Here is an 8,584-nt window from a genome sequence, read left to right on the forward strand (position 1 = left end):
ATGACACTTTTAATACTATAGAAGACTACAAAAATCAGTTATTCAATGTTTCTGTTTCGAACAAAAGTAATAAAAATGAAATTAGTAATAACGATAATAGTAGTGTCGAGGTTTTAGCTAAAGAAAAATATTTCAGAGAAGGAAAGTTTGTACCTCCTTTATTAGCAGAAGAAATACTAACAAAACAACCTATCGTGTTTACGAGTGGAATTTTATATTACTACGATCATGGAGTGTATAAACCTAATGCAGAAATGCTTATACGGAAATACATTACTAATTTACTTGGAACTTTATTTAGAAAATCCCATGCAGCAGAAATAATTTACTATATCGAAACTGTTACTTATAAACAAAGTGATTTAGTGAATACAGACCATAAATATATAAATGTAAAGAACGGTCTTCTTGATTGGAAAACGGGACAATTAAAAGAACATAGTCCAAAAATATTTACGACAATTCAACTTCCAGTGGAATATCAAAAAAACGCTAATTGTCCTAATGTTAAAAAATTTATTAGCGAAATTGTACCAAGTGACACTATTAAGATGTTAATAGAATGGTTCGGTTACTCCATGATTCCAGATACAAGATATGAAAAAGCTCTAATGTTAACAGGTACAGGTTCAAACGGTAAAAGTAAATTAATCGCTTTATTCGAACGGTTTATTGGTATAAATAACATTTCTAACATACCTTTACAAGACTTAGAACATAATCGTTTCAAATTGGCTCAATTATATGGAAAACTAGCAAACACTTTCGCAGATATTCCAGCAAATGCATTAGAAAAATCAAGCGTATTTAAAACAATAGTTAGTGGTGATCGTACCAGTGCAGAATTTAAAGGTCGCGATAGTTTCGACTTTAAACCATTTGCTCGTTTGATGTTCTCAGCAAATGAATTACCTAGAAGCGGTGATTTAACTTATGGATTCTTTAGAAGATGGCTTATAGTACCATTCCCGCACACTTTCGGTAAAAATGGACGTGCAGCAGATGAAAATATAATGGATAAGATAACAACTGATGAAGAATTAAGCGGATTATTAAATTTAGCAATAGAAGGTTTAAAACGTCTTGAACAACAAGGTTCCTTTACAATAAATGAAACAACTATTGCAGCTCTTGAAGATTATCAACGAGAAATTGACAATGTTAGTACATTTATTGATGAAATGTGCAGTATCAAAGAATCTTCTCGAGTTACAAAAAGAGATATCTATTGTGCTTATGATAGATGGTGCCATGACAGTGGTTATAAAGCATTGGGGAAAATTAAATTTTATAAACGACTTGAAGGAAAAGTAAATTTAAAAATTGGTAGAATTTCAAGTAGTGCTCCTCAACATTATTCCGGCATTGGACTTTTAGAAGAGTATAGGTAGCAAAAGTTTAATTTAAATTTTTGCTACTTTTTTTTATCTAGAATCGTAGTTTGAAAAAACAAAGAATCCACAATTTTGATAGAGAGTATCTCAAAAATGATTTAGTAGCAAAAGTTTGAGCTAGTAGCAAAAGTTGTGCAAAAGTTTTTTTATAAAGTTTTGCTACCTAAAATGCTTTAATACCAATGGTTTAAGTTAGCTAGTAGCAAAAGTTCAAAACTTTTATGAGTTAATTGGTTATGAAAAAAACATAGTATATTACTATGAATTAAAAAAACAATAATATATAAAAATATAGATAGAGTTGAAAAACTTTTGAACTTTTGCTACCTAGATAGTTTAAGTGCTGATATAACAACATTTCTAGTAGCAAAACATTGGGTTTAAACTTTTGCACAACTTTTGCACGTAAAAAATTACCATTTTCGGATACGTGTCCGATTTTCTATATATAAAAGGAGCTGAGAAAATGAATTTTGTACAACCGATTCGTGATTTAGATAAATTACAAGAAATGAAGAATTATTTAAAGCTACGTAACAAACGGAATTATATGTTGTTTATTCTTGGGATCAGTACAGGTTTACGTATATCGGATATTTTAGGATTAAAGAAAGAAGATATATTAAATACACATATTGTTTTACGAGAGAGAAAGACAGGGAAGCAAAAGAGAATTCGTATTGCCCCGCATATTAGGAAGGAACTTATTGAGTATGCAAAGAGTCTTAATGACGGAGAGTATGTGATTAAAAGTAGACAAGGAGGAAATAAACCAATTGATCGTTCTGTTGCTTATCGGATATTAAGAGATGCAGCTGGACATGTCCACTTAAAAGAGATCGGTACACATACATTAAGAAAGACATTTGGTTATCATTTCTATCAACAAACAAAAGATGTTGCAATGTTACAAGAAATGTTTAATCATTCCAGTCCTCATATCACACTTAGATATATTGGTATTAACCAGGACTCAATGGATAAAGCGATGATGAAGTTCAAAATATAGTAGAGAGTGCAACATAAATAAGTGAAGAGTGCGCTCAATAAGATATACCTCTCAATCCCTGTGGTATCAAAGGATTAAGAAATTAAACGAGTACAACAGAATAGTAGATATGGTGCACTAAAGAATAAATTACATGAACATAATAATGTCAAAAATAACTATGAAAATTGCTGTTTTTATGCGAAAAATACACTTTTTTAACGGGAAAATAACTATAAAAAATAAAACGTATAGAAGTTTATGAATTACTTTTATGTTTAATATTACGAGTATATATATATTCAAAAGCCTTTAGTATCAACGGTTATAACCCCCCCTATAAAAATTATTTTTCAGTGCCCAGTAGGGACCGAGGAGGGAGCTTCAGAGAACACACGGGTTATTTTCATAAGGGGGGGTACCCAACATTTGTTCGTATTTATCAGAACTTAGAAATTTTTAGCGATATATAAAAAAAAATAAAATAATTTAAATTTATATATTGTTTTCTTTGGTAACAAGGTTTACAATGAAAACAAAGAATAAAAAAAGGAGGGCTAAATATGGCAGATCGTCAGTTAGCAGCAAGAGTTCCGGAGGAAACGGCACAAAAAATCAATGATATTGTAAAAGAAATCAACAAGGCTGTTCCAGAAGCTGATGTTTCAGTTTCAGCAATTTTACGTTTTGCGATTAATGAATATGTAAAACAGCATGAAGAAAAGAAAGGAGAAAAGCTTTTTGTAGAAATTCCTTACAATGATTTATTCAAAGAGGAAATCGGAAAATTATTAAAAGCTTTCAAAGATATTTATTCGTATTTCGAAAATGATAGCGTGAAAAAAGCTATTGAAAAGCTAGAAGAAAAAATGTTAAATTTGGAGCTTCAAGAATTGCTAGAAGAAAAGCGAGCTAAGCAATCAAAAACAGAATGGGAGGGAGCTTAATGACAAAATTATTACCATTAAACCTTCAATTCTTTGCTGAAAAGCGAAGTTTAGCAGACGTAAAAAGAGATCTTGAAAAAATTGAGGATAAAAAATTCGAACTAAGAAAAGAACTTAGATCTGATAACGCATCAGCGGACTTAAAAGAAATTGAAAAAGAACTTGATGAAATTTCAGAAAAAGAAGAAAAACTTGTTCGAGAGCGAAGAAGTTTAGAAGCAGATGCTATTAATAACGGTACTGGCGGTCGAACTATTTCCTCAATAAATTTTAGTACTGGATCAATCGCAAATGATGAAACATTTGAAGACGGACATAAAATATTAACTCGCAGCCAATCATTAAGTGATATGTATCCTAATTCAGATAAGTTAAGCTTAGGTAAATACTTGCGTGGTGCCATTACTGGTGATTGGTTAAATGCACAAAAAGAACAAAACGAATTCAGATCGTTATCAACGGCAACATCTAGTGTATTAATCCCACAAGTTTTATCAAGCCAGGTAATTGATACAGCGAGGAATCAAAGTATTCTGTTTCAATCTGGTGTACCAATGTTACCAATGGAATCAAATAATGTAACTATCTCAAAAGTTAAAACAGATCCACAGTTTAGCTTTAAAGCTGAAGGAGCTGATTCTTCCGAATCTGTGATGGAATTTGAACCAGTGACATTGAAATCAAAAACAGTTTATGGACTAGTTTCTGTGACATTAGAAGCCTTACAAAGTAGTGCTAATTTAGAGTCTGTTGTTAGAAATGCGATGGCTGAAAGTATTGCTAGAACGATTGATAAAGCTTGTTTATTTGGTAATAAGGCGGACGAGCCTAAAGGTGTATTGAATTATGCTGATATTAATGAAGAAGCGGCAGGAACATCAAAAGGTTATAGTCCATTTGTTAAAGCAATCGGTAAAATCAGACGTGCAAACGGAGATCCCACAGCGTGGGCTTTAAATGCTAATACAGATGAGGATTTAAACTTATTAGTTGATAGTAATGGAAATCCATTGATCATTCCTCAAGTAGTTGAAAATTTGAACCGAATGGTATCTAACCAACTACCTAACAATGGTGGTGCTGGTTCAAATGAAAGCACAGCTATGATATTTGACCCTAATTCTTTATTAATCGGTATGCAATCTCCAATAATGGTTGAGGTATCAAGAGAAGCATTAGACGCTTGGAAGAAAGGTCTAGTGTATCTGAGAGTGTACGCAATGATTGATATTGCGGTATTAAGACCAAAACACATTACTAAGATTACTGGTTTAAAAAGTGCTGTTTAAGTAGCGTAAATTATTTAAATGAATTACTTCTGTTGTTTATATTTTTAAGTTTTTAATTACGTGCTAAAATTTCTTGTTTATGTTCTAACTCCTTTATAAGTCCTCCCCTTTGTGGGAGGTTTTTTTTTGTACAATAAAATAAAAAACAAACAGCATTATAAAACGCCTTCTCAAATCCGTCAGTACTGTATTTTATAAGTTATAGTAATGGTTTTGTACTAGTAAGGTTAAAGAAAGATAAAACACGATGAGAACACGCTTAGAATGATTATGTATATTGTTCATCTGTTTTTAGTTGTTAACAAAACATTATCATCTAAATAAACGCAAAATTTCGTTGAGAATATGTAATTATTCATCAAAAGGATATATCATTGCTATAGCGAATATTTTTTATGAGGTGAAGCGCTATGAAGACGTTTTATAGTCCTGGCGATGTAGCAGAGCAATTATGTATCCAATCATCAACATTACGCAAGTATGCTGACGTGTTAGAAAAAGAGGGATATACATTCCTAAAGAATGATCGTGGCCATAGGAAGTATAGGGAAAGCGATGTAATGGTGTTTCGTAAGCTGATACACCTAAAGAGCGACACAGATATGACATTAGAAAGTGCTACAAAACAAGTAGTAGCATGGAATCAAGGCGTTGAGGTATTGCCATTAGATAGCTACGATATGGAGCGCTATGAAGACACTGATTTTAACGCCACACCGCTATACATGATGATTCAAGAGCAGAAAGAAGTAATTGAAAAACAAAATGAATTGTTGCAAGAATTAACAAAAAGACTGACGGAGCAAGACCAACGGACAGCGCAAAGAGAAACGGAATTATTAAGCGCTATGCAAGCGTTACAGGAATCACAAAAGCTTATAGCGATGAATAATAGCGAAACGGCAAGGGAAGACATAGCGAGGCACCAGGAACGGGACAAGATGTTTATGCAGACAATAAGAGAAGTTCAGGAAGTTAAAAAGATGATTGCAGCAAGCCAGGACAAGAAGTGGTATGAATTTTGGAAGTAGGATTCTCTATAAGGGGAGTCCTCTTTTTATGGACACCATTTAATTTCATGTATTGTATGATGGATTAAATATTACTCATATCCAAAAATGGAAGGAAAGATCCCTAAATTAGACATAGATCGTTTCAAAAAAAAGTGGACAATTATTAATCACCTATAATCTCACCATTATTTTCACTTATCTGGTGAATTTTCTCAATTCTCCTTTTTATTTGCTGAAATAGGCATAAAATCAACGTTTTATATTACAAATCAATACAAAACACAAAACTTCACCACTATTTTCACTATGACTTTCACCTGTACTTTCACTCATTTTGGACAGATCTTCACATTATGAAGGTCAACGAAAAATTACGTTCACCTCAACACTACCTCGCAGATCACGATGGAGATAAGATTTTTACAGAGTCCCTTTTTCTCAATTCACTGTGGGTGGATAACCGAACGATATACATGTTTTTATACAAAAAAACACTCTTAAATTTTCTAATAACAACCTAAAAACATTGATAAATCAACGAATGTATAGAAATATGCATAATAAAAATGTATGAGCATATTTTCGGCATAATAAAAACCCTTAATTAAAGGGTTTATTCATGTACTTCCTAGAACATTCATTATGTAAACTGAATGATTATACATTTTCATTTTTCGATAGATGTTCAATTAAATCTCCTGGTTGAACATCTAGTATATCACACAATCTGTCTATAACTTCCAACGAAATATATTCATTTTTATTTATTTTAGCCATTGTAGACCAAGAAATTTTAGCTTTTTCAACTAAATCTCCTTTTTTTATATCTCTATCAATCAGTAATTTTAATAATGGTTTGTAAGTAATCATAAGTACCTCTTTTCTTCGTTAAAAACGATTTTTCTTTTATTATACATATAAATCTTTCATAAAACAAAGAAACTTATTGACATATAAAGACAGTGTGTTACAATAATCTACAAGAAGTCGAAGAAAACTACAATAAAACGAAGAAAAGAGGAATAAAAAATGAATTATGATGTAACATCACCAGTGAAAATTAGTAACATTGCAAGAACTGAATTAGATCCGCGAATTGGTTTGGATCAAACTATTGATTTTGGAGCAGCTTGTTATAATGCTGGAGCAACAGAAATATTAAAACACATTGCTGATGTGGAATTTGATAAGAATAAACTACCTGTATCGAAGTTCACTAATGAAATGTTCAAAATAAACATAGATAAATACCAATCGTTAAAAAATGATTTATGCGAAATTGAACAACTATTACTGGAAGGTTTTAACGAATCTTGGACAAATCTTTCTGCATCTGAGTCACATGACCATTATGTTCAGGGATTTATAGATGGTTATTGCTATTTAAAAACTTATATAGCGCATAACAAAGGAGATCTTTAATATGAATAATATGTTCCATCTTTGCGATGGATTAAGAAAAAAAGAAAAAAACCACCCCGCAGCGAACGAGATGGTTTCTTGTAAGTCTAAATTTTAATAAATAATCAAACTCATTGTATCAGATAAAGGTAGTCGTCATAAAGTCGATTACCTTTAAATTTTTACTTTCGATAAAAAATATATTTCACATATTAATAACTATCAATCTACTTGTATTGAATTAATAGTTATCAAAGGGTAAAATATGTACTAAAATAATAGATCAAATAAAAAAGCCATTTCCATAATAATAAGGTGTCCCCACACCTTATTGGAAATGACTCTCTACCTGTAATAGCCCTACAGGTTGAATTTGATATGTCCATTTTATCGTGAAGCTATTGTTCGGTCAATAGTCTTGTTTTGGCATATCTTGTTTAACTTTGTATTCTTACAGGTTAGACAGGGTATGCCTTTTTATTTTGTTCTCCTCGTTAACTTTTAACTTGTTTTCTTTGGTAACAAGGTTTACAATGTAAACAGTATTAGCGAGCACGATGAAAGGGAGTTGAACATATGGCACTAACTAAAAACTCAAATATTGTTGAGCCTGTTTTTAAGAATATCCCTACAGAATTAACGCAGCTCAATAGATGGGTATGTTGGAAAGCAGTAGAACGTAAAGAAAAAATAACAAAAATACCTTATCAACCTAATGGACTAATGGCTAAAGCTAATGATGAAACAACTTGGTCTACATACGAAAAAGTAAAACAAGCTTATGAATCTGGTGATTTTGATGGTATTGGCGTTATGTTAGGAAACGGGATTATAGGTATTGATATTGATAGATGCATTGATGAAAAAGGAAATATATCAGAAGACGCTCAAAACATTTTAAACTCTGTGGATTCTTTCTATGAAAAATCAGTAAGCGGAACAGGAATACACATATTTGTTAAGGGAGAAATCCCAAATGGATATATAAACAAAAATACTAAACTTGATATAGAAATTTATAGTAAAGACCGTTATTTCACTATTACTGGTGTTACTGGAAACCATAAACCATTAAAAAGAGATCAACCAGGACTTATGAATGTTCTAGAAAAGTATTTTAAAAAGCAGGAAACAAAAAAGATGGTTAACCGCCCTAAAAGAATTGGAGAAGGCACTAAGTTTATGAGCAATAACCAATTATGGTCAGTTATGTTTAATAGCAAAAATGGGCAATCAATAAGAAGTTTATATAACGGGAACTTAATAGATAATGATCACAGTAGTTCTGATTTAGCTCTATGCAATCAATTAGCTTTTTGGACAAATAAAGATGCTGTAAAAATGGATAGTATGTTCAGAGAATCCGGGTTAATTCGTGATAAGTGGGACGAACAAAGAGGAACTCTAACATATGGAGAAATGACCATTCAAAGAGCCATAGATGACACTTTTAATACTATAGAAGACTACAAAAATCAGTTATTCAATGTTTCTGTTTCGAACAAAAGTAATAAAAATGAAATTAGTAATAACGATAATAGTAGTGTCGAGG

The 8,584-nt window shown here is 31.6% G+C and carries 8 protein-coding genes; 7 read left to right on the forward strand and 1 reads right to left on the reverse strand.

Features of this window, described 5'->3' with window-relative positions; translation table 11 throughout:
• From MR076_RS25450 to MR076_RS25470, 5 genes are all read left to right on the forward strand, one after another.
• The coding region (locus MR076_RS25450) for a DNA primase family protein (protein WP_242225353.1) at positions 1–1,391 on the forward strand (1,391 nt) is incomplete at its 5' end.
• Positions 1,392–1,860: 469 nt separating this feature from the next.
• The gene (locus tag MR076_RS25455; protein ID WP_242225354.1) at positions 1,861–2,403 is read left to right on the forward strand and encodes a site-specific integrase; all 543 of its coding nucleotides are present in this window, start codon (positions 1,861–1,863) and stop codon (positions 2,401–2,403) included.
• A gap of 542 nt (positions 2,404–2,945) precedes the next feature.
• Positions 2,946–3,329, forward strand: coding sequence for a hypothetical protein (locus MR076_RS25460; RefSeq protein WP_242225355.1), 384 nt, complete (start codon positions 2,946–2,948; stop codon positions 3,327–3,329).
• A complete protein-coding gene (locus MR076_RS25465; protein WP_242225356.1) occupies positions 3,329–4,618 on the forward strand; it encodes a phage major capsid protein in 1,290 nt (429 codons plus the stop codon). The genes MR076_RS25460 and MR076_RS25465 overlap by 1 nt, the downstream gene beginning before the upstream one ends.
• Before the next feature lie 410 nt (positions 4,619–5,028).
• A complete protein-coding gene (locus MR076_RS25470) occupies positions 5,029–5,649 on the forward strand; it encodes a DUF3967 domain-containing protein (RefSeq protein WP_242225357.1) in 621 nt (206 codons plus the stop codon).
• Positions 5,650–6,288: 639 nt separating this feature from the next.
• Here the strand turns inward: MR076_RS25470 and MR076_RS25475 are convergent.
• Positions 6,289–6,501, reverse strand: coding sequence for a helix-turn-helix domain-containing protein (locus tag MR076_RS25475; RefSeq protein ID WP_242225358.1), 213 nt, complete (start codon positions 6,499–6,501; stop codon positions 6,289–6,291).
• 159 nt (positions 6,502–6,660) lie between these two features.
• Here MR076_RS25475 and MR076_RS25480 point away from each other — a divergent pair, with 159 nt between their 5' ends.
• Both MR076_RS25480 and MR076_RS25485 read left to right on the forward strand, forming a co-directional pair.
• Positions 6,661–7,053: a hypothetical protein gene (locus tag MR076_RS25480; protein ID WP_242225359.1), complete on the forward strand. Its 393-nt coding sequence runs from the start codon at positions 6,661–6,663 to the stop codon at positions 7,051–7,053.
• 555 nt (positions 7,054–7,608) lie between these two features.
• Positions 7,609–8,584: phage NrS-1 polymerase family protein (locus tag MR076_RS25485; protein WP_472927089.1), on the forward strand; the 976-nt coding region annotated here is incomplete at its 3' end.

This window comes from Bacillus cereus group sp. BfR-BA-01380, from assembly GCF_022663535.1.
GTDB lineage: Bacteria > Bacillota > Bacilli > Bacillales > Bacillaceae_G > Bacillus_A > Bacillus_A cereus_BB.